Here is a 24,688-nt window from a genome sequence, read left to right on the forward strand (position 1 = left end):
CCGGACCCAAATAAAGATCAAAACATAATGGTATCTACGAAAAAATATTTTTTATATATAATATTTTTGGTTTCGCCTATTTCGTTAACTCTATATGCACAGAATACAGCAGAAAAACCTACAATGGCTGCTGATTCTGCGTGCACATTAACTTTAGGCAATGTTAACCAAAACAATACAAATGCTGCAATTAAAAACAGCATTAATCAGTTTATAGTAGGGATGTCCAACCCCAAGGACAGCCTTACTATAGCAGCTGAATCAAATACTGTATCAAACGATTGTCAAGACAATTCAACACTTACGTCAACTTCAATTCTTGCAAAAGATATTATTGAAAACTACAAGTATGATTTTTCAGAAACATTCATAGATATTTTGTTTTTTGAGCGTATAGACTTAGCAAGAACACGCACTATATGATTCAAAAAATTACTTTATCTTTTACCAAATTTTTACTTTTATTTAGCATTTTGATTTTTGCTAAATCGAGTACTTATGCTCAAAATATAGTACCTGATATTTTAACTTTTGACAGAATTTGTGCCGGTGGTATAACTAATCCAACTTACCGAGCATCATTTACTTTTACAGGTTATCAAGCAGGAACAACATTTGAGGTTGAGTTGTCTGATAAAACAGGAAGTTTTACTAATCCTACTTCTACGACAACAATAAACGTAATTGATGATGCAGTTAATAAAAAAACAATTGTATTCAACGTTCCTTCTGATTTAGTTGGATCCGATACTTATGCCTTAAGAATTAAAAGTTCTGGAGGTCAGCCTTCTAGTGGAAGTTTTGCTTCTTCTACGACAAAAAGGCTTTTCCCAATTTATTACAAAATACATGATCAGCAGTATACCATTAATAACTTTAATGGTTCTGCTGCTATTTGTGCTGGTGGCAGTTACGTATTATCTATTGATAATGTAGCTAGTAATCCAGATTCTCCTTTAAAATATTCATCTATATCATATAACTGGTTTAGATACAACGGCGAAACAACTTTACCAACACTTGTGCAAGGTAATGGAGGACCTGAATATACAGTTACTACACCAGGTACATATTATGTTGAAACAAACTACGGAACTTGTACCTCACAATCTTATTCAAACCGTGTTGACGTTGTTTCTTCAAGTTCAGGATCAGGTGTAACTATCAATTCAAGTTTAGGAAATCCTTTTTGTGCCAGCGGTGCAGGAACTGTCTTAACAGCTACTTCAGGAAACAGTTATGTTTGGAAAAAAGACGGAACTGTTATTACAGGAGCAACTAATCGTACGTATTCTACAAACGAGTCGGGAGTTTACACTGTTGAAGTTGATTTTGGAGGATGTAAAGCAACAGGAAGTATAAATCTTCAAAGTAATGGCTTCGATGCCGCTATTGATGCTGAAGATGGATATAAATTAAGTGAAGGGGAAACGATTAATGTAACCGTTACTACCGATGCATCTGCAGCTTCTTATGAATGGTATTTAAATAACAATATAATTTCTGGAGAAACAGGAAATTCGTTAGTGATATCCGTACAAGGTAACTATAAAGTAATAATTTCTCAAGCAGCAGGTTGTGTTGCAACAAAAGAATTTACATTTAGAATCAATGGAGATTCAGGACCATCAAGTGTTATTCCAAATATTATTAGATTAAGCGGGATGAATCCATATTGGAATATTCCTGATGAATACAAAAATGCAGCGACTAAAGTAATTATCATAAGTTCAAACGGAGATAAAGTTCTGGACGTTGTGAATTATCAAGGCGATTGGCCTCAAAACAATGTAGATTTTAAAAATGTAAATCCCGTTTATTACTATGTCATTCAATCCGACACAGGTGAAAAAAAAGGATCAATAACAGTGCTAAAATAATATGAAGAAAATTTTACTATTCATCACTTTATTTTACGGTTTTTCAAATGTACTCTATTCTCAAGAAGCTTCTGAGGATGGAGTTGTTTCGTTTTCATTACCCATCAGAAATTCTTTAAAGTTTAATAGATATTTAATCAACCCAACATTCAGTTTTGTTCGAGAAACAAATCCGTATGTAAGTTTTTATAATAAAAGACAATGGACGCAATTTGAAGATGCTCCAAACACTTACTTATTTAACTATTCTGGACGCTTTAGAGAGAATGAAGCATTTGCAGTTGGTCTATTTCAACAGAATTACGGGTTAATGACTGTTTTTGGCGGAATTGCCAATTTCGCTCATAACATTGTTCTTGAAGAAGACAGCAATTTGACTTTCGGTTTAAATTTTGGTGTTTATCAAAGTGGTTTAAATACTGGAAAAATTATTTCAGATGATCCAACTATTTTAAACGGAGACTTTCCAAAAAGCACCTTATTAACCGTAAACCCAGGGATTAACTACGGTACTGCATTTTTAGATTTCGGATTGTCGATTAACAATTTAGTTTTATACAATTTTGGATCTGGAATGGTTAAAGAAGATCCTGAAAGAGCTATCGAACTACATGCTATGTATACTGGATATATTGATAGTTATGGTTTTTTTGATAGAAGTAAATTTTCAGGTATCATCAAAACAGAAGTTAAAAAAGACAAAACAGTTATTTCAGGACTTGGTATGCTGACACTTCAACAAGGAGTTTGGGCGCAGGCAGGTTATAACACTTTATACGGAGTTTCAGCAGGACTTGGGGTTAATATTTCACCAAGTATTGCTATTGAATACAATTACGAAAGAGGAATGGGCAATTTCTCTAATTTAGGCGGTTCTCATGAATTTGCCATTGCTTACAAATTCAAAAATAGAAATTACTATTACGGAGATGATGAGGAAGGTTCATTAATTGATCCAGCAAAACCAAAACCCGTTCCTGCTAAACCAAAATCAGCAGCAACTCAAGTTACAAGAGTTGACGGAACTGAAAAAGCAAGATTAGCTGCTGAAGCGAAAGCAAAAGCTGACGCAGAAGCTAAACAAGCGAGACTTGCCGCTGCAGAAAAAGTTAAGGCCGATGCCGAAGCTGCAGCAAAAGCAAAATTAGAAGCTGATAATAAAGCTAAAGCAGATGCTGAAGCTATTAAAATAAAATTAGCTGCCGATGCTAAAGCCAAAGCAGATGCTGCGGCTGCAGCGAGAGCACAAACTGCAACGGCAAACAGAGCGGTTGCTGCAACACAAAAAACACAGGCACAATTAGCTGCTGATAAAGCAAGAGCTGATGCAGAGCAACGCAGAATTAAACTGGCTGCTGATAATAGAGCCAGAGTAGATGCCGCCGCTGCTGCGAGAGCACAAGCTGCCGCAAACAAGCCAGGAGCCACTACAGCACAAAAAACACAAGGGCAATTAGCTGCTGATAAAGCTAAAGCCGATGCTGAAGCAATGAAGTTAAAATTAGCTGCAGATGCAAAAGCAAAAGCAGATGCAGAAGCTGCTGCAAAAGCAAAAGCAGCGGAAGCGAAACCAGCTGCTCCACAAAAAACTGCAGCACAACTTGCTGCTGATAAAGCTAAGGCAGATGCTGAAGCAATGAAATTAAAATTAGCTGCAGACGCAAAAGCAAAAGCGGATGCCGAAGCTGCTGCAAAAGCAAAAGCTGCAGAAGCGAAACCAGTTGCTGCGCCACAAAAAACGGCTGCACAGCTTGCTGCTGATAAAGCTAGAGCTGATGCTGAAGCTGCTGCAAAAGCTAGATTGGCTGCTGCCGAAAAAGTAAAAGCCGATGCAGAAGCTGCAAGACAAGCGAGACTAGCTGCAGCTGAAAAAGCAAAAGCAGATGCTGAAGCTGCGAGATTGAAACTTATTGAAGATAATAAAGCTAAAGCTGAAGCTGCAGAAACAAAACGTAAAGCAGATGCAAAAGCAAAAGCAGAAGCTGCAGATATGCAGTCAATTCTAGCTGCAGATGCAAAAGCAAAAGCAGATTCGGATGCATTACAAGCAAGATTAGCTGCTGAAGCAAAAGCAAAAGCTGCTGCTGAAGCAAAAACTAAAACATCTATAGATGCTGCAAACAAAGCAAAACTTGCCGCAGATGCAAAAGCAAAAACGGCTGAAGAAGCTGCATTAAAAGAAAAATTAGCTGCAGACGCAAAAGCTAAAGCCGATGCAGAAGCAAGACAAGCAATTATTGCTGCTGAAGCGAAAGCAAAAGCGGATGCAGAAGCATTAAAAATAAAACAAGCAGAAGAAGCTCGTCAAGCGCAATTAGCTGCTGAAGCAAAAGCCAAGGCAGATGCAGAAGCATTACAAGCTAAACTTGTGGCAGATGCCAAAGCAAAAGCAGATGCTGAAGCTGCGGCCAAAGCGAAGTTAGAAGCAGATGCGAAAGCAAAAGTTGCTGCTGAGGCAGAACAAGCAAGATTAGCGGCAGAAGCTAAGATAAAAGCAGATGCAGAAGCTGAACAAGCAAGATTGGCGGCTGACGCAAAAGCGAAAGCGGATATGGAAGCTTTACAAGCTAAACTTATTGCAGATGCTAGAGTTAAAGCGGATGCTGAAGCTACAGCAAAAGCAAAAGCGGAAGCTGAAGCAAAAAAATTACAAGAAGCAGAAGAAGCTCGTCAAGCTAAGTTAGCTGCAGATGCAAAAGCGAAAGCAGATGCTGAAGCACTACAGGCAAAACTTGCAGCTGATGCCAAAGCAAAAGCAGATGCAGAAGCATTAAAAGCACAACAAGCTGCTGAAGCAAAAGCGAAAGTGGAGGAAGAAGCTCGTCAGGCGAAATTAGCTGCAGATGCAAAAGCGAAAGCAGACGCAGAGGCGCAACAAGCTAGACTTGCTGCAGAAGCTAAAGCAAAAGCAGATGCAGAAGCATTAAAAGCACAACAAGCTGCTGAAGCAAAAGCAAAAGTGGAAGAAGAAGCTCGTCAGGCAAAATTAGCCGCAGATGCTAAAGCAAAAGCAGACGCTGAAGCACTAGAAGCTAAACTTGCAGCAGATGCAAAAGCTAAAGCTGATATGGCGGCGCTGCAGGCAAAATTATTAGCAGACGCTAAAGTTAAAGCAGATGCTGAAGCTACAGCAAAAGCGCAAGCAGAAGCAGAAGCTAAAAAATTACAAGAAGCAGAAGAAGCTCGTCAAGCTAAATTAGCCGCAGATGCAAAAGCGAAAGCAGATGCTGAAGCATTAAAAGCGACACAGGCAGCTACGGAAAAAGCAAGATTAGAAGAAGAACGTCAGGCGAAATTAGCTGCAGATGCGAAAGCAAAAGCAGACGCAGAGGCACTTCAAGCTAAACTAGCTGCAGACGCAAAAGCAAAAGCTGATATGGAAGCTTTACAAGCAAAACTTCTTGCCGATGCCAAAGCAAAAGCAGATGCTGAAGCAACAGAGAAATTTAAAGCTGAAGAGGAAACAAGAAAGCTTAGAGAAGAAGAAGAGCGCCAAGCACAATTAGCTGCAGAAGCTAAGGCAAAAGCCGATGCTGCCGCACTTGCTGCTACAGCCAAAGATGATACAGGAAAAGCTATTGAAAGTTTGACTCAATCTGTTGAAAGTTCAAGTAAAATTGAAAGCGATTTGTTAGATCAGTTTAAAGCAAATGTTGCGAATAAGCAAAAAGACTTGAACGATTTAAAAGAAGAAAACGATTTAAGTGAAAAAGGAATTTATAGAGAGCCAAAACCATTCAAAAGTGTAGCGTCAGAGAATAGTCAAATCGAAGCTTTAAAACTTCAAATTGCTGAAGCAAATAAAAGCATGAAGAATGAGATCGATAGATTATCTGCTTTGTATAATGACAGACTTAAAAAGTTCCCAAAAAATGATCCGTTGAATAAAACGTATCTGGATAAGATAAACGAATTGAAAGCGGCTCAATTAAAAATGGAAAGAGAAGGAGCTGCTTTATTAGCCGATCTAGAGCGTATTAAAACAGAGACTGAAATTGAGCGTAAACGTAGAATTAAACGTGCCGCTTATGAAAATGATCAAGGAAGATATGCGCAGGACGTTGCCGCTCTAAAACGTATTAAAGAGACAACAAAAGTAAGTAATACACCATTGACAGCAAATGATTTTGATTTTGGAGAAGAGCAGTCAAACATGCAGATTATTAAGAATATTAAGAATTCTGACAGCGGTTATTATTTGATTATTGCAGTTCATAACAGTGTACAGAAGCGTGACGAGTTCTTGACTAAAGCAGTTGCTGCCGGACGTACAGATGTGAATTTCTTCTACAATGTAGCAACAAGTAAATACTATATCTATTACGAGAAGTTTGAAGGTTTACAAGACGCAACTAAAGCATTAGACGCAAAGGGTAATAAACCATACAACGGAAAAATGGCTATCGTAAAAGTGGAGAATTAATATTAAGTAAGATTAAACAATGGTTCCTCTCTAAACAGGAGGGGAGCTGGATTAATAAATATTTTAGAGTACTAATTGTATTATTCTTTAATGCCCCTTAGAGAATAATGTACAGGGTAAACAAAAAAAGGACTATGGAAAAACCTACTATTTTTAAATCAGTTAAAACTGTTTTTACTTCTATCAAAAGCATTGTTTCTGATACTCAAAAACAGTTTGAAAAATTGGCAGAATCATTTGGAAACAAACCAAGGATACAGCCACTGCTTGTGAAAGTAAAAGAAAACCGAAAATCTGTTTTTGCGTTTTTATTGCTTATGCTGTTTAATACTGGATACGCTCAGGTTGGAACAGACTTTTCTCCAAGATTAAATGATGGAAAAGGCAATACGTACCTTAGAGTTAAAGGAGATGTTAAATTAATAGGTAATACTATTTTAACACCTGACGGAGAAAGATTACCTTATAACGGAAATTCAGACAACAATAGCTTAAACGCAGTCTATTTGAATCGTGATCCAGATGGTGGAAGAAATACGAGTTCAAGTAGTGCTAATTTAAATATAGATAGTGAATGTAAAGAAATAGTCTTTGCTGGTTTGTATTGGTCTGCTATGTATTCTAGTGGTCATAGTACAAATGCTAATTGTTTTAACTGTGGTACTGCTGTAAGAAGCGATTGGAATGAAGTAAGATTAAAGATACCTGGAAAAGGATACGAGACAATTGTTGCTGATAAAAATAATCCTAAAGAAGTTATCTTTAAAGGAGATGGCAGTAACAATTTTAATAATAGTGTTTATGTATGTTTTAAAGATGTAACCGATTTATTAAAACCGCTAAAAAATGCTGTAAATGGTACTTATACTGTAGGTAATATTAGAGCTACAACAGGTATTAGACAAGGAGGATCTGCCGGAGGGTGGACTTTGGTTGTTGTATACGAAGCACCAGATAAACCAAGTAAATTTATTTCTGTTTTCGACGGAGCAAGAATGACTAACGTTGATGGTGGTCCAAACCGTCTTTTACAGGTAGATATTCCAATTAAAGGGTTCAAAACATTACCTGCACCTTTTAATGTATATGCAAAAATTGGTGTTGCGGCATTAGACGGGGATTTGAGTAGAAAAGGAGATGCACTTGCATTTAGACAAGGACCTTATTCAGGAACAGCTACCAATTATACTACTATTTGGAATACCTCTAACCCTGAAGACAATTTCTTTAACGCTTCTATTACAGAGAACAATGCCAATGTCACCACGCGAGATCCTAGTAGTAGAAACAACTTAGGTTTTGATATTGACTATTTAGATATTCCTAACGACGGAAATGCTGTAATTAGCAATGACCAAACCGAAGGAACTTTTAGACTCTTAACCACCCTCGCAGGAGGTGATGGTTATGCCGCATTTTTATCGACTTTCGCGGTAGATATTATTGAACCTAAAATTGTATTAACAAAAGTTGTAAAAGGGGTTCGTAAAGAAGGAAATGCAGATGTCGAATATGATTTGGCAGGACAATCTGTAAAATTAGGGCAGGAGATGCGATATGAAATCGGATTTAAAAATCAAGGAAATGATAATGCCAAAGATTTTACGATTACCGATATATTGCCAAAGAATGTAATTTTTAATCCTGCAACGGATATTTTTCCTTTACAACCAGGTATTAATTTTGAATCTTATGATGCTGCGACAAGAACACTAAAGTTTAAAGTAGACAATGCTTTGGTTGTAAAATCGGGAGGAACTTATTCTTTCAAATTTAGAGTTAGAGTTATAAGTGATTGTAACGAATTGGAAGATGCTTGTTCTAACGTTATTAAAAATACTGCATTATCTACCTATTATGGAGATGAAAATCCTACTAATAATGGTCTTCCATATGGTGACAGCAGTTATTCTTTCAATACAGGCTGTATCATAGGTGATCCAACCTCTACTAATTTCCTTGTTGGTGTTGATGAGTGTCGTTTTAACAAAGAAGTTTCTTTATGTGGAAGCGCAATTTTAACAGCAGCAAATGGATATAATACTTATGTATGGAAAAATTCTGCTGGCGTTACTGTTGGAACAACAAGATCAATTACAGTTACAAAAGCAGATACTTATACAGTTCAAACTGGTGGTAATCCAGATTGTATAGGTATATTGCAGACTTATGTAGTAAAAGATCACATTGATGGAGCAAACGTAAATCCTGTAAGTACTTACGCAGACAATATTGTTGCTGGAACAAATAGACCAGAAACTTGTACAAGAGATAATATAGAGTTTCCTAAAATCTTTTTATGCGGTTTAAATGATACTAGATTTATTGATACCAAAATTACATCGGCTTCAAGTATCGTTTGGCAGGAAACAAAAGATGTTCCTCCAACAGGTTTTCCATCAAGTTGTCCTTTTAACGAAGCAACGAGCTGGACAAATGTAACTTCAGGTCCTAGTTATACTGTTACCAGACCTGGTGCATTTAGAATAGTGGTTACTTATGGAAATAATTGTGTGAACACTTTTTACTTTAGTGTTTTTCAAAATCCATTAGATCCTAAAGCTGATCACACCGATATTACTTGTAACACCGTTGGTAGTATTACAGTAACAAACCCGCCAATTAATACGGGTTATACTTATAGTTTAGACAGTGGAAACTTCCAGGCTTCCAATGTTTTTAATAACGTAAGCGAAGGAAATCATAGAGTAAATATTAGACAAACTCCAGCTAATGGTCAAACATCTACTTGTCCGTTTTTTGTAGATGTTACTATTATAAAAGAAACATTTACAGGAACTGTAGAAAAAACAGATCCATTATGTCCTGGAAGTAAAGGTGAGATTCGTGCTTTTGCAAATGGTATTAGTGGTGATTACAGATTTATCTTAAAAAGAGCGGGTACTAATACGGTTGTTACTAATTCAGGTAATATTACATTTCCAAATTATTTTGATTTTATAAATCTTAATCCGGGATCATATGATGTTGAAATTTATGGATTAAAAAACAACTGTTTCCAAAAGGTTACAAATGTTCAAATTTTAGACAAAGAATTAAAAGCTTCTGTAAGCACAAAACCAATAGCTTGTGGTGACGGAGAAATTTTAATCAGTGCTACTGGCGGTACTCCACTTCCAGGGCCAACACCAAGTTACAATTATATTGTTAATGGTGTTAATATTGGTTCAGATCCTAAAATAATAGTTACTAGAGATAATTTACCGCCTAATGGTGAGTATATTATTGTTGTAGCTGATTATGCAGGTTGTAAATTTACAATACCAACAATAAAATTTGAAGCACCTGTTAAACCAACAGTTGTCATTAATCAGAAAAATGTAAGATGTTATAATAGTAAAGAAGGTGAGATTTCTATTACCGTTACACCTGCAAATTCTGGTTATGCAGTTTCTTATAACGTAAATGGCGGCGCGTTTACTACTTTGCCTACAACAAATCTTGACCCAGGTACTTATAAAGTTATTGTAAAATATACGTACAGCGGTACAGAATGTCTTGATGACCCAAAAGATATTGTAATAAAGGGACCAACAGCTACTTTAATAGCTTCAGGTGGAGTTGCCGCATTATCTGGTTGTGGAATAGCACCTAATGAGAATCAAGGTTTGGTAAGAATTACAAATGTTCAAGGTGGAGTTACATTTCCTGCACCGACCTTGTATAGATATAGTTTTGATGGTGGAAAGATATGGATAACAGATAATCAGGCATATGTTGATCCAAGTCCATTACCTTACACTTTATTAGTAAAAGATGCAGCAGATTGTATCTTCTCTATTTCGGGAATTATTTTAGATCCTAAGCCAGCAAAACCCACATTTAATGTTCCTCCAGCTGTTTATAACTGTAAAGGAGAGGGTACAACTACAGTAACTGCGAATACTTCTGCAAGTGCAAACTACACTTATAGTTATTATTTAGGTAAACCAGATCCTGCGAATCCGGGAAGCTATATTTATACTTTAAATACAAACACACCGGCAAATATTTTTAAAGATATTCCTGCAGGAGATTATAAAATTAAAGTAGAATATAATTTAGTAGCGGCATCAACTTTTAGTAATTTATTAAAAGAAGATTTCGGAATTGGTGCAAATACTAAAACTCCTGGTATTGCTTCCGCTTACTGTTTTCATGATTTAGATCTTCCATCTACATGTTCAAATAAAGCAGGAACACTCGAAGATAATCAGTACGTCGTAACCAGAGGTTTAGTACCGAATAATTCTGCTTGGTATCCGTTTAGAGATCATACTTATAACGGAACAAATACTCAAGCGCGTTTCTTAGCGATTAACATTGGAGATGCAGCTGGAGCAAATGGTGTTTTATATAGTAAAGTAATCAACGATGTCATACCAAATCAGCCTGTAATTGTTGAGGCTTATTTAGCGAATTTATTTAGAGCAGATTTTGTTGGTAGTGCAGATCCAAGCTTCTCTTTTGAATTAGTAGATTCAACAGGAAAGATTATTGCGCAGCAACCTCCAATTCCTCCTACACCAAACCCAACAAATATTCCAGCGATTCCACCAATTTTGCGTTCTAACAAATGGGAATTAAGAACAGTTTCTTTAGATCCAGGTAATAATACTTCTTTAACATTTAGAGTAAGATCTGGAAGTACAAGATATGATGGAAATGATGCAGGTATTGATGATATTACAGTTTATCAATTACCAAAATCATGTTTACAAGCCGAAGTTTTAGATTTAAAAGTTGAAAACGGAAAAGGATTTACAGCTGAAGTTAAAGGTATTACAGGAGTATCTTGTAATGGTGTTAATGATGGTGGTTTTAGTATTTATGCAGAAAACTTTAATACAGACGGATTCTACTATACTTTAAATGGTGGTGCTACATCACCAACATGGGTTAAAGCGACTTCTTCACCAGTTTTAATATCAGGAAGAGCTGCAGGTACTTATGACGTTCGTGTACGTTATGCTGATAATGCCACAACTTGTAACTTTACAATTCCAACAATTGTTCCTAATAAAGATCCATTTATTGTAAATGCATCTGCATTAGCAGCAACCTGTAAAGGCGCAACTGTTACGGCTAATGTAACAGGCGGTACTCCAGATTATACGATAACATTAAAAGATAAAAATTCTCCATATACTAAAACTTTCCCTGCTAGCGGAATTCTATATGAAGTTCCTGCAGGTACTTATATTATTTCTGGAATTGATTCTAAATCATGTACAGATGCTATGGATACTGAGTTAGTAATTAATCCAGCAGGTAGGCCAACTGCTGAAGTGATACAAAACTCAGGTTTGTGTTTTAATAACACAAGCGCGAAAATTACAGTTAAAATAGATGGAGGTAAAGGGCCTTATAGTTATAAAGTCAGTACAAATGGAGGAGTTACATATGGTAACCCTAGTGCTACATTTGATGGACCAACTTTCGATTATGTAGCTACCGCTACAGGTAAGTACGATTTCTTAATTACAGATGCAAATAGCTGTGATGCAATAGCAGTTAGTCAAACAATTAACGACAATATTACTGCCTCATCATCTATTTCAGGTGCATTAACGTGTACTTCAGGAAATGCGACAATAGAAGTTACTATTAATGGAGGAACAACTCCGTTTAAATATGTGGTTAAAAATAAAGCCAATAACGCAGTTTTATTTACTAGTGGTACTATTACAGGACCTAAGTTTACGTATACTAATGTTCCAGGAACTTATGTTTTTGAAATAACAGACAAAAATAACTGTAAAGTTGTTGAAGAAAAAGAAGTTAAGCAATTAGAGCCAGTAACGGCTTCTCATAAAGTAGAGAACGTAACTTGTTACAATGCAGGTAATGGTTATATTGATATTACACCATTAACAGGAGTTGGACCATTTACTTATTTGTTTAACGGTGCTGCTACAGCAACATCAGATACGCATTACGGTAATTTAGCAGGAACTGTTGCCGGTAGAGATTACAGCTATATTGTAATAGACAATTTAGGTTGTACAGAAACCTACACTTTTAAAGTATTCCAACCAGCAGATTTAGTACCTTCTGCATCAATTACTATTCCTTACAATTGTGAAACTAATGCAGTAATTACAGCATCTGCAGTTGGAGGAAACACAGGTGGATATACTTTTGTATTAAAAAATACTACAACAAACACAACTATAGCTACTAATACTACAGGAGTATTTAATAATTTAAGCACAGCAGGAAGTTATTCAGTAACTGTAACAGACAGCAAAGGTTGTACTAAAACAGTTGCGGTTACAGGAACTATTGTAGCATTGAATCCTCCAAAAGGAATGACAATCGGTAATTCTGCTGTAACTTGTCCAACGAATACAGCAACTGTAACTATTACGAACGTTGTTAATGCTGCTGGAACAGCGGTATCAACAACTGGCTTAGAATACAGAATTAAAGCACCAACTGCAACAGCATTTCAATCTGGTAATACTTTTGCAGGATTAGCTGCGGGTGTAACGTATACTTTCGAAGTTAGAGATGCTAACAAATGTCTTTACGAGAAAATTCACGAAATAAAAGCCTTGCCGGTATTCACGGTAACTGAGAAATCTAAAACCGATGTAAAATGTTTTGGCGCATCTGATGGTACTGCAATCTTTACAGTTTCAGGATTGGGTAACGTTGTTAGATACAGTTATCAAGTTGATGCTTTAGCGGTAGTAACACCATTAATATCTCCAAATACAGGAAGTTCACTTGATATTTCTGTAACTGGTTTAAACGCTGGAAATCATAAAATCAGGGTTACTAATTTAGATACAAATTGTTTTGTAGAACAAACTGTTAATATTGCTGCACCAGCGGCGGCGTTAAGTTTGAATGTTCCAACGTTGACGCATGTAACTTGTGACAATAAAGGTACAGCAACAATAAATGCTGTTGGAGGATGGGGAACTTATACTTATGTAGTAACTCCGCCTACAGGACCAGCAATTACGCAGTTATCAAATAATTTATTTACTAATTTAGCTAATGGTAATTACACATACACAGTTACAGACATAAACGGATGTCCAGTAAGCGGAAGCTTTACTATTAATGATAAAGTTCCACCTGTTGCTTCTATAGCAGCGACTACAGATTATTGTGCAGGTGGAGCGGGAGCTACTATTAGAGTAACTCCGAATACTGCGCCAAACTATGTGTACACGATTACTGGAGGTTCACAACAAAATGATGGTACTTTCTCAGGATTAATTCCAGGTAATTATGTGGTAACTGTTTTAGATACCTCTACAGGATGTTCTATTAATTTAGCTAGTACAACAATTGCTTCACCGGTTGAAGGATCTGTGAAACTAAATAAAGATTTAGATTGTGATCCAGTTAATCCAAATGCTATTATCGAAGTAACAGTTAAAAATGGTTATCCAGGTTACAGATATAGAGTTAGTACAAACGGTAGTCCTTATACGGGTGCTTATACTCCAATTGACGCAAGTAATATATTTACTTACACGACAACTACAGGAGCAGCAGCAGCAATTTATAAGTTTGAAATTTTAGATAGTAATAATTGTAGAACTGAAGTTACACAAAACATTGCCGCTAAAGTTTTACCAGATTTCAATACAGTTATTGAACATGTTAAATGTAAAGGTGCTTCAACAGGAAGTATTACGGTAACAGGTATTCCTGCTAATGGAGATTACGAGTACAAAATTGGCACTGGAGCATATCAGGCTTCAAATGTTTTCCCAGGATTAGGACAAGGAACTTACCAAGTTACAATTATAGATGATAAAAAATGTGAGAGAACAAAATCTATAACAGTAAATGAACCGGCTATAGCTTTATCAGCTACTGCTACTGCTACTGCTTTAAAATGTGGAACAAATAATGCGCCGCAAACCTCTACAATTACAGTTACAGCGCTAAACGGAACACCATTTACAGGAACGAACAAATACAAATATTACTATAACGGATCTACAACTTTTGTATATTCTAACACATACACGACAAGTACTTCAGGTGCAGTAAGTATTGTTGTAGAAGACGCAAACGGATGTACTGTAAACACTTCTGCAACGGTAAATACATTAAACCCGCCAAGTGCTATAGCTTTTTCAGCGCCGGCAATTACATGTGCTCCAGCAAATTTAAATACAGATTTACTTGTTACAGTAACAAACGGTGTACAGCCTTTAAAATATGAGATTACATACACAAATGCTGCAATAGCACCAGCAACTACTGTTGCAACAGTGAGCTCTAATACTTATACTTTTACAGACTTATATCCAGGTACTTATAACATCAAAGTTACAGATGCAAATGGTTGTATTAAAACAGAGACTCACGTTATCGATAATGTAGTTAAAATTTTCGCATCAAATAGTGTTGTAAAACCTGTTTCTTGTATTAATGGTAATGATGGACAAATTAGATTTACGGTTTCTGGTAATACTACAGGAGGTTACACAAATACCTTAACTGGAAGTGTTACAGGAGCAATTACTACAGGAAGAACACAAGTAGGTGACGTTATTACTTACACAGGATTAACAGCTCAAACTTATACATTTGTAGTTACTAATACAGACACAAAATGTGATGCTACACAAATAGTAACTTTGACTAATCCTACAGCAGTAACTATTACTGCTGCGGCCGGAACGAAAGTATTTTGTGATAGACCAGACACTACAATTACTGTTACTGCAACTGGCGGAACAGGAACAATATATTATGCGGTGGTAAGAGCAGGTGCGACAGCTCCTTCTTTCCCATCAGACTATAACACTACGGGTGTATTTGTTAGAAGTACAACTCTTCCAACTCCAATTACAAGTTTTGAAGTTTACGTACAAGATAAAAATGGTTGTCCAGTACAAAGAACGATCAACGTAACAAGGGATGCACCTCCAACAATTGATCCAGATTTGGCAACATGTTTTACAGGAACTGCTGAAGTAACTATTACAGGAACTGTATATAACGGAAACGCAAATGCATTGTATGGTTTAAATGGAGTTTATGATAACAATCCAGTTAAAACTATTCCAGGATCTGGAACTTATATTTTAAGTGTTAAGGATGATAATAACTGTGAGGCAGAAACAACATTGATTGTTAATGACCAATTAAAGCTTAAAGTTACGCCAACTAAAGATCTTACATGTACTGTGGTTCCTCCATTTACAACTACGGATGCGCAGGTTACTTTAGCCGGAAGTGGCGGAAATGGAACGTATTCTTATGGATATAGTACTAGCAGTATTGGTCCATTTAGTACTCTTCCGGGAAACATATTTACTACATCAACGGTTGGTACTTATTATTTTAATGTTACATCTGACGGATGTTCTACAGTATCTACGGTCTCTTTTGAGGTTACGACCCCAGTAAAACCTACAGCGAGTGCAGTCAGAACTAATCCCAAATGTAATAATTATTCTGAAGGAACTATTACTGTAACGGGATATGGCGGTATTCCAGGTTACCGTTACCGTATAAACGGAGGAGCTTGGCAAGATTCACCTTTATTTACAGATTTACCTGCCGCTGTAACGCCTGGTACAACTTATAATTATCAGGTTATTGATACTAAAGGATGTATTAGTGACTCTCGTGATATTATTTTAGTAGAACCTGATCCAATTGATGTTGACAGAACGATTGTAGGTATTACTTGTAATGTTTTAAACGGAGTATCGTTAGGCTCTATCACAATTGATGAAGTTAAAGGTGGTACAGGTCCTTATAGCTACTACGTAACAGGAAGAAATTATTATAAAGAGTTTAAAAACGTACCAGGTACATCTCAAGTTTTTGAAATTGTTGACTTCGGTTTATACGAGTTAAAAATTATTGATGCTAATGACTGTCCATATATTGAAGAGATAACTATTACTTCTCCTCCAGAAGATTTGGATATTACAGTTACTGCACCGCCTCCAGCAGATTGTTCTGCTTTAGGTTCTGCAATTGTAGCGGTAGGAAGTAAAACTACAATTCCAGTTGGTAATGGACCATTTTTCTTTAGTTACTATACCGGAGTTAAGCCTGTATATCCTACTAGTGGGACATGGTATCCAGAATCTACTCCTTTACAAGCGGTTATTCCAGGTTTGATACCAGGAGTAAGATATACATTTATTGTATATGATAGTAAATCAGGGTGTTACTATTATGAGACGTCAGAATTTGCTATTCCATCAAATTCAACACTTACTGTAGGAGCACCAACAGCACAAAATGTTACTTGTACGGGAAGTGCAGATGGTAAAGTTACTTTTGCAATAAGCAGCTCTTACGGAACTCCTACACCAATCACTTATCAGGTGTATGATGCATTAACTTTAGCACCATTACCAATTAATGGTTCAGGTACTATTCCTGCAAACAGTAGTTTAACAATTAGTGGTTTTGGAGCAATGGCTCATGGGGATTATTTTGTTTTAGTAAAAGAAGACACAGGAGCAACAAATGCTGGATGCAGTGTGTCTACGGCAATGTTTTCTATTAGACAATCGGCAGTATTATTATCTGCAGGTTATGAGATCGTAAAAAATGACAACTGTAAAACAGAAGCAGGTATAATTAGAGTAAGCGGTAAAGACGGAACTGGACCATACAAATATATGGTTACAACGACAGCTGCAACGCCTTTGGCAACAGATGCAGCTTGGACAACTGTTCCAAGTTTTAGTAAAGATTCAAACAATTATTATGCTTGGGTAAAAGATGCTAATGGATGTATTCAAGGTACACCTGCATTCTTATTACCTTTAGATCCTAGTCCAGCAATCAGTCTTGATATACTTACTTATTGTGCTGCTGAGGGAGCATTCCAAGTAGAGGCTAATTTAGTGACAGCGGGTATTGCGCCATATTATATTAGTGTAAATAATAGCAATTTCAAAGAAATTACTATCACTACAACTGATTCATATACAATCACTGGATTAAATTCTGGCCTAGTTAATGTTGTTCTTAGGGATGCTAACGGTTGTGAAACGCCTGTTACTTCAACAACAATTAATGCTACGCCAATAGCAAGTGCTGAAGTTACTAGACAATTAGAGTGTTCTATTTCTGGTAGTGTTGTTGAAAATGCACAAATTACAGTTAAGGTTGAAAACGGAACAACACCGTATACATATCAAGTTAAAAAAGGTACCGGAACATATACTACAATTACTCCAGTAACTACGGTTGTTGCAGGAGAAACTACATTTGTTTATACGGTAGCTTATGGTGATGCCGATACATATCAATTTAGAATTAGTGATGTAAATGCTTGTCCAATTGAAACAACTGTTGTAAGAGTAGATGCTATAGTTCCTATTACACCATCTTATACTCCTACAAGACCATTATGTAATGGTGATAATAATGGAACTATTCTATTATCGGGAACGGGAGGAAAAGGAGGTTATTCTTATACATTAATAAGAACGGCTCCTACAACAGGAACGTTAATTTCTCAAGCTGTTCCTTTGTTTGAAAACCTTATTGCAGGTGATTATACATATACTATTAAAGATGCTTTAGGTTGTGAGGTTTCAGGTAATGCTACTCTAGGTCAACCTGACATTTTAGAAGAGATTGCACCAGTAATTCAAGGATTAAAATGTACAACAGGAAATGATGCAGTATCTGCTACAGTGACACTAGCTGCTGTGGTAGGTTCAGGTACAGCTCCTTATTATTATAGTTTTAACGGAAGTGATTTTAGCGAAACTGTTAAAACTTATACTGTAGATAATACAGGTGCAGATCAGACTATTCCATATGTTATAAAAGATGCGAATGATTGTGAAGTTTCAGGAACGGTTATTATCAATAGATTAAACCCTCCAACAAACTTTACAATGACGCCAGGTCCAGTAATTACTTGTACAACATTAAATACTACAATTAATATTTCTGCAGTCCAAAATGGTGTAGGAGCATTTACTTACCAAATAGTTTCGCCTGCGAGTGCAGCTATAGATAATGGTAATGTTACATTATTTACTGGTTTGTTACCAAATATTGAATACATCTTCCAAGTAACAGATGCAAATGGTTGTACAGTACAAAAATCTTTTACAATCGATGATGTTATTAAAATTAATATTGTAGAGCAATCTAAAACACCAATTACTTGTTTAGGTACACCAGACGGAAAAGCTAATTTCTTTGTATCTGGATTTGGAACAGGTGCTGGAACATATCATTATATACTTGACGCAGGATTAGCAGTTGGTGGTTTAACTTCTCCGGAAATTAACTTAACCAATTTAGCAGCAGGCAGCCATTTAATTACTGTTTATGATGATGCTACAGGTTGTGAGATGCCATTATCATTTACGATTGCGGCACCAGTGACAGCTTTAGTATTAAATCCTCTTGTTGTTACACCAAAAGGATGTACGACTTTTGGAGGTGTTACTATGACTGCAACGGGAGGTTGGGGTGATTATACTTACAGTGTAACACAACCAGACTTGAATGTTTTATCTAATAAAGATGGAATTTTTGGAAATCTTATTCAAGAAGGAACTTATACAGTTTCTGTAACAGATGCAAACGGATGTTCTATTCCAGATTCATTTAATTTGATTGCTCCGGTTAACCCAACAGCGACAATTGCTGCAACATCAGATTATTGCTATGTGAATGGTGGAAACACAACTACACTTGTTGTTACGGCAGCTACAACATCAACTTTTGATGTAAGGCCTTATCAATATAGTATCAATAACGGTGGAACATGGCAGCTATCAGACACATTCTCTAACTTAAGCCCTGGTACATATACCATTTTAGTTAAAGATAAATTTGGATGTAAATCAACTGCTTTCAATACAGAAATTAAAGGACAGTTATATGCAACTGCAGAAATAGAGAAACCAATTTATTGTGTTGGTGCTCTTCCTGAGAATGGAATAATTAGAATTAAAGCTTTAGGAGGATATGCCCCTTATAGATATACAGTTACTTACAATGGCGTGACAACTGCACCAATTGCATTTACTAATGCATTGTATTCAGATTATACGGTGTTAAGTTCAGCAAATGGCGTATATGTCTTTAATGTATACGATGATAACGATTGTCATGCTACTAAAAACACTGTTGATATGGTAGTGCCAGCAGCAGTAACATTTACTGCAACGCCAACTTCACCATATTGTGCAGGTGGTCAAGGAAACATGGCTAACGGTTCTATATTAGTAGAATTACAGCCAGGTAATAATGATCGAAATTACACCTATACTATTCAGCGTACGATCCCAACATTAGGTGCCATGACTTCTCAAAGCACACCATTATTTACTGGATTAGTTGCGGGTACTTATACTGTACGTGTAATTTCAGGTAAACAATGTGTTGATACAAAATCTATTGTTATCACTGAGCCTGTTCTAGTAGAAGCAAGAGCAGATGCATCGCCATTTACATGTGCTGCAACTAATACTTTAAACAGTACTGTAGTAACAGTTACTGCTTTAGGTGGGGTAGGAAATGGTGTAGTAGGTAATTACAGTTATAGTGAAAATGGAACAGACTGGAAAGGCACAAATACATTTAATGTTATTGATAACCAATTGCCTCAAACTTTAACGTATTATGTTAGAGATGCTAATGGATGCATTGACGATGTTCAGATTACAGTAGCTCCATTCCCAAAATTAACTGCTGCTACGGCAAGTTTATTTGAAAGAGCTTCTTGTGATAACAACGGACGTGAGATTATTCGTGTAGCGATTACTGGTGGTGCAACTCCAGCTAATTTTGAATATGAAGTATATCAAGATGGACAGATTTTACAAACTGCTACTTTGGTAGGTGCTGGAAATAGTAGTTTTGACTACATTGCTCCAACTGCTGGACATTTCTATCAATTTAAAATAAAAGATAGAACTACATTATGTTCTATTACAACAGATGCTTACGAAGTACCGCTATATAATACTGCAAAAGTTATTGCAACAGCATCGACTTCTGTATCTTGTAATGGACTGACGGATGGCGAATTAACTATTGATGTGATAGACTATAGAGGACATTACACATATCAGATCTTCAATGCTAATGTTGCAGTAACTGGAGCTTCTGGTTCTGCTAACAGCGCAACAGTGAACCCACTTACAATTCCATTTGGACTTGGAGCAGGAAGCGCTTATATGGTAGTAATTACTCAAACTGATTATCCATTCTGTCCTGTGACTTCAAATATTGTTGAAGTGGAACAACCGCCAATATTAGATATAACTGGATTGAACCCAACAGTTAAAAATCAAAATTGTAATACGGCAGGTGCGGTAATCACTATAGATGAAACACAAATTACAGGAGGTAGTGGAGAATACAAATATGTTGCTGTAGCAGCGACTGCGGGTATTCCGGCAGATGCGTTATTCAAAACAGAAAAAATAATCACAATTCCAACAACTGCAATCGCCCCAGCATTTGATACTTGGCATGTGTATGTGATGGATGCAAATGGATGTAAAACATTTGTACCAGTAAACATTTCAAAAGACCCTATGCCGGCTATTACTAATGTAAGTGTGGTTAGCCCTTGTTATGATGTTGCAGGTTACAGAATCAATGTAACAGCAACGGGAGTAGCTCAGTTGCAATATAGCTTAGATGGTATTCAATATCAAGATGATGCATTCTTTATTGTAAAAGCTCCTGGAGATTATACAGTAAGAGTAAGAGATGCTAATAAATGTGTTGTAACAGCTGCAACGGCATTTAACATTCCTGCTCCGCTTACATTAAAAGCAGAAATTACAAAAGTGCCAACGTGTTTTGCAGCTGATGGAGAAATTACATTAACAGCTGGCGGTGGTCAAGTTCCAGGAAGTTATGTTTACACTAGAGATAATTGGGCAACAGCACCAAGTATAGATAATGTATTTAGAAACTTAGCACCAGGTGCTTACAGATTTATCGTAAGAGATGTTCTAACGAATTGTGAGAAATTTGTAGACATAACAATTGAAGACCCAACGCTTGTAACAGGAATTGTGGCAGCAGGATTTGATGCTTCTTGTAAAGGTTCTTCAGATGGACGTATCGAAGTTACAATTGCAGCTTCTAACGATAATCCTGTATATATGTACAGCTTATCAGGTCCAGTAAATAGACCTGCTCAAGAATCGGCTATCTTCAACGACTTACCATTTGGTAGTTATGTTGTGACTGTTACATCTGGAAGAGGATGTTCTAATACTGCTCCAGCAACTGTAGGAGAACCAGATGCAATTGTTGTTGATGTTCCAACATTTACACAATATATCTGTAATACAGGTAATACAGCGATTGATGCTACGATTACAGTTCCTGCAGGTTCGGTAAGAGGTGGTTCTGGCAGCTATATCAGATACCAATTCTTAAGAAATGGTGTTGAAGTTCAAAATGACGATAGAAATGTTTATGTTGAAAGCGATTATCTAGGAGGTGACTATGTAATTAATGTATTTGACAATAAGGGTTGTCAAGGAAGTTATGCTACGGTAACTATTGATCCTTATGCAGGTATCGCAGATCTAGAACTTGTTACTACAGAAATTAACTGTAGAGATGACGAATCTGTTCAAGTAACAGCGGTTCCAATAAATGGCGCTTTACCAACATTAACATATACGATTGAAGGTACAAATAGTACAATTTACCCTGTAACATCTAGTCCAACTGGATTGTTTGCAGGATTAAAACCAGGTACTTACTTAATTAAAGTTACAAATCCAATAACGGGTTGTGGTATCGAAAGAAACTATATCGTTAATGAGCCAAATACATTCCGTTTTGTAGCTTCGGATATTAAAGATGTGACTTGTTTTACAGATAAAAATGGAAGTGTAACATTAACTTTAGTTGATGATATTCCAACTCCATCAGATAATGCTGGTCCATTTACATACGTACTAACGCACGAATCGGGAACAGTTGTTAATGGATTTACAACAAGCACAACATTAGAACTTTCTAACTTGGCTGTAGGTAAATATACCATCACAGCAACATTACAAGGAGTTCCATATTGTCCAGTGACAACAGAATTTACTATCCAAGGTCCAACAGCAGCTTTAGAAATTACTGTAAGCCCTAAACAAATAACTTGTGAAAGTGCTGCTAACGGTGAAATCGTGGCGACTGCAATTGGAGGATGGATTGGTGATTATCAGTATAAACTAGAGGGTACAGTAAATAAACCGTATTCTGCTGAAAATAAATTTACAGATTTACCAGCTGGATCTTACACAGTTTATGTTATGGATGCAAATGGTTGTGAAGATTATGTACCTGTTAACTTATCACTTCCAACTCCAATTACTTTGGCAATTAGTGCAGATAGAACTTCATTAACTTGTTATAGTGGTACAGATGCGACAGTATCAGTTAATACAATTAATGGTGGTTCAGGTAACTTTACATATACGTTACACGGAACTCTGACTGACGGTACAGAGATCATAAGAGAAGCACAGCCAACAGGAATATTCACTGGATTGGGTGCTGGAACTTACTATGTAACTGTTTCAGACGACTGGACTTGTACAGGTACATCTAATACAGTTGTAATAGCACAGCCAGATAAAGTAGTTGCAACATTATCATTAAAATCTAGAGAAACATGTGATACAACACCAGTAATTACATTAAGTGCAGAAGGTGGAACAGCTCCATATTTCTACAGCACAGACGGTAATACTTGGAACCCAGTTTCATTTACAACTCCACAAGACTTTAATGTTCCAAAAACAACTGCAGCAGTTTCTTACAGATATTATGTAAGAGATGTAAATGGTTGTACAGCAGAGTATGTTGAGATGCCATTATTACCAGTTCCAGAATTGGTATTTGAGAAATTTACTCATTTGGATGTTCCTTGTAAAGGTGGAGCAACAGGAAGTATTTATGTAGAAGCAAAAGGAGGTTTAGGTAATTATGTATATACATTAATAAATGCAGCTACTAATACGCCAGTAACGCCGGCTCCAACTCAGCTTACACCTGGAACATTTACACGAATTCCTGTTGGAAATTACTATGTGAATGTTAATAGTGAAGATTGTGATAAACTTTCTGCTCTAATTGAAATTACAGAGCCGCCTTTAGATTTATCGGCTGAGGTTACTCACACAGATGTAACATGTGCAGGATTTAATAATGGAACAATTACACTTGTTGCAACAGGTGGAGCAATTGATGGAACATATTCTTATGCAATTACGCCAAATCTTGAACAATTCTTTGAGACACCAGTTTTCGAAAATTTAAAACCAGGTGATTATACAGTAAGAGTTCAAAAAGGTATTTGTATTCAAGATTATCCAGTGACGATCGAAGATGCTATTCCATTAGTTGTTACGGAACTAGTTGATCAGCAAATTCCAGAACATTGTTACGATGATAAAGACGGAGTTGCTTTTGTTGAAGTTGAAGGAGGAAAAGGCCCTTATACAGCTAGTATCTCAGGAAACGGTGTAACATTAGATTTCAGAGCGCCAGACGTAACGCCAGAGATCTTTAGTTTCACAGGTTTATTAGGAGGAATTGAGTATACAGTAATTGTAAAAGATGCTAACAATTGTGATCAGGAAGTTAGAATTACATTACCAGATCCAGTTAAATTGAATCCTGTAGCACAAGAAGCTTACGATTGTGAAAATAATCTTCCAGTTAATTCGATCACTGTTACAGTAGATGACAGTATTGATCAAACAAGAAAAGATACAATTGTATATACTTTAGTATTAGATGGAGTTCCTACAGATAGAGTTCAAACTGGTGATCCAGTATTTAAAAATCTTCCTACTGGTAATTACAGTGTAAGAGCTTTACTTGAGGGTTGTGAGAAAGAATCTAATGTAGTTCATATCCAAGCAGTTGATCCATTATCGTTAATTGATTTAACAAATCAAAGTACAGAGATAAACACAATCAAAGTTAAAGCTTCAGGAGGTGTTGGTCCTTACGAGTATAGTTTCAACGGAGAACCATTTACATCATCAGACACCTATAGAATCTATAAAACAGATGTTTATAAAGTGATCGTAAGAGACAGAAATGGTTGTGAGGCAACAATAGACGTTCCTGGTACATTCTATGACTTCTGTATGCCAAATTACTTTACACCAGATGGTATCGGTGCTAATAATACTATTGGTCCTGATTGTGGTGCATTAGCATACAAAGATCTGACATTCGATGTTTATGACAGATACGGCAGAGTAGTTGGTAAATATCGTGTAGGAGGAAAATGGGATGGTAGATACCACGGAAATGAATTACCAACAGGTGATTACTGGTATGTTCTTAAACTAAATGATCCGAAAGATCCAAGAGAATTTGTTGGACATTTCACTTTATACAGATAACAAAATTATAGCCCCAATGA

At 36.4% G+C, this 24,688-nt stretch carries 4 protein-coding genes; all 4 read left to right on the top strand.

All coding sequences use genetic code 11. The features are described 5' to 3' along the window. The first annotated feature begins 27 nt into the window (after positions 1 to 27). The 4 genes from BSF42_RS09645 (at position 28) to BSF42_RS09660 (ending at position 24,668) form a co-directional block, all read left to right on the top strand. Complete coding sequence (locus BSF42_RS09645) at positions 28 to 423, top strand: hypothetical protein (protein ID WP_095952877.1); 396 nt, start codon at positions 28 to 30, stop codon at positions 421 to 423. Next, the gene (gene sprC / locus BSF42_RS09650) at positions 420 to 1,880 is read left to right on the top strand and encodes a gliding motility protein SprC (RefSeq protein WP_095952878.1); all 1,461 of its coding nucleotides are present in this window, start codon (positions 420 to 422) and stop codon (positions 1,878 to 1,880) included. Before BSF42_RS09645 ends, sprC begins: the two co-directional genes overlap by 4 nt. A gap of 1 nt (position 1,881) precedes the next feature. After that, positions 1,882 to 6,303, top strand: coding sequence for a type IX secretion system membrane protein PorP/SprF (locus tag BSF42_RS22790; protein WP_095952879.1), 4,422 nt, complete (start codon positions 1,882 to 1,884; stop codon positions 6,301 to 6,303). 134 nt (positions 6,304 to 6,437) lie between these two features. Next, positions 6,438 to 24,668, top strand: coding sequence for a T9SS type B sorting domain-containing protein (locus BSF42_RS09660; protein WP_172426665.1), 18,231 nt, complete (start codon positions 6,438 to 6,440; stop codon positions 24,666 to 24,668). Positions 24,669 to 24,688: the final 20 nt, after the last annotated feature.

Origin of the sequence: Flavobacterium sp. ACN6 (assembly GCF_002304005.1) — a bacterium.
Taxonomy (GTDB): Bacteria; Bacteroidota; Bacteroidia; order Flavobacteriales; family Flavobacteriaceae; genus Flavobacterium.